This window comes from Pseudorhizobium tarimense (assembly GCF_022968135.1).
Taxonomy (GTDB): domain Bacteria; phylum Pseudomonadota; class Alphaproteobacteria; order Rhizobiales; family Rhizobiaceae; genus Neorhizobium; species Neorhizobium tarimense.
Window position 1 is genome coordinate 1,451 of record NZ_JALJRA010000049.1, and the last position, 1,355, is coordinate 2,805.

At 60.3% G+C, this 1,355-nt stretch carries 2 protein-coding genes; both read right to left on the minus strand.

Annotation, left to right across the window (positions count from 1 at the left end; all coding sequences use genetic code 11):
• Positions 1-646: carbohydrate ABC transporter permease (locus tag MUU54_RS24455; protein WP_247246530.1), on the minus strand; the 646-nt coding region annotated here is incomplete at its 3' end.
• A gap of 10 nt (positions 647-656) precedes the next feature.
• On the minus strand, positions 657-1,355 hold a 699-nt coding region (locus tag MUU54_RS24460; protein ID WP_247246531.1), incomplete at its 5' end, for a carbohydrate ABC transporter permease.

Sequence of the window (1,355 nt, forward strand, 5' to 3'; positions counted from 1 at the left end):
GTCGGATCGTCCAGAAGCTCTCGTTCCAGGCCAGGATGATGTTGAGGAGAAGCGTCGACGCAATGCCCGGCACTGCCATCGGCGTGAGGACGTAGACGATCTCCTGCCATAGGCCTGCACCGTCCATGCGCGCCGCTTCCAGTATCTCGCCCGGGATTTCGCGGAAATAGGTGTAAAGCATCCAGATCACGATCGGCAGGTTGATCAGCGTCAGCATGATGGTGAGGCCAATGCGCGTATCGAGGAGGCCGAAGTCCCGGAACATCAGGTAGATGGGGACGAGCACGGCGACCGCCGGCATCATCTTGGTCGAGAGCATCCACATCAGCACGTCCTTCGTCCGTTTGGTCGGCGAGAACGCCATGGCCCAGGCGGATGGAATGCCGATGATCAGCGCGAAGATCGTCGAACCGACCGACAGGATGACGGAGTTGGTGAACGGCTTGATGTAGTCCCGCTGGGTCTGCACCGTCACATAATTCTCGAGCGTGAACGAAGGGATCAGGTTGAAGCCTTCGATCGCCTCCGGTTCCGTCTTCAGACTGGTGACGACGGTGTAGAGGATGGGAAAGAAGATCAGCAGCGCAACGGCCCAAGCGGCGGCGGTGGCGATGACCTTGTGACGGGTGGTGACGGAGCGTGCCATGGTCGTTCCTCTATCGATCCAGGTTCTTGCCGACGGCGCGCATCAGGAAGATCGCGACGATGTTGGCGAGGATGATGGCGATGATCCCGCCCGCGGAGGCACCGCCGACGTCGTAGCCGAGTAGTGCCGTCCGGTAGATGAGGAACACCAGGTTGGTGGAAGCATAGCCGGGCCCACCATTGGTGGTGACGAGGATTTCCGCATAGACGCCGAGCAGGAAGATCGTCTGGATCAGGACGACCACCGTCATGGCGCGCGCCAGGTGCGGCAGCGTCAGATAGATGAAGCGGTTGAGGACGTTCGCGCCATCCATCTCGGCCGCTTCCTTCTGCTCGCTGTCGAGCGACTGAAGGGCTGTCAGCAGGATGAGCGTGGCGAACGGCAGCCACTGCCAGGCGACGATAATGATGATCGCGAGCAGTGGATATTGGGCGAACCAGTCGATTGGCTGCAGGCCGAACAGCCGACTGATATCGGCAAGCACACCGTAGCTCGGGTGCATGATCATGTTCTTCCACACCAGCGCTGCGACCGGCGGCATGACGAAGAAGGGCGAGATCACCAGGATGCGCACGATTCCCTGCCCGAAAATCGGCTGGTCGATCAGAAGCGCAATCAGTGTTCCACCGACGATCGTGATCAGCAGGACCCCGCCGACGATCATCAGCGTGTTCCAGATCGACTGGAAGAAGGCGGGATCGGTGTAGAA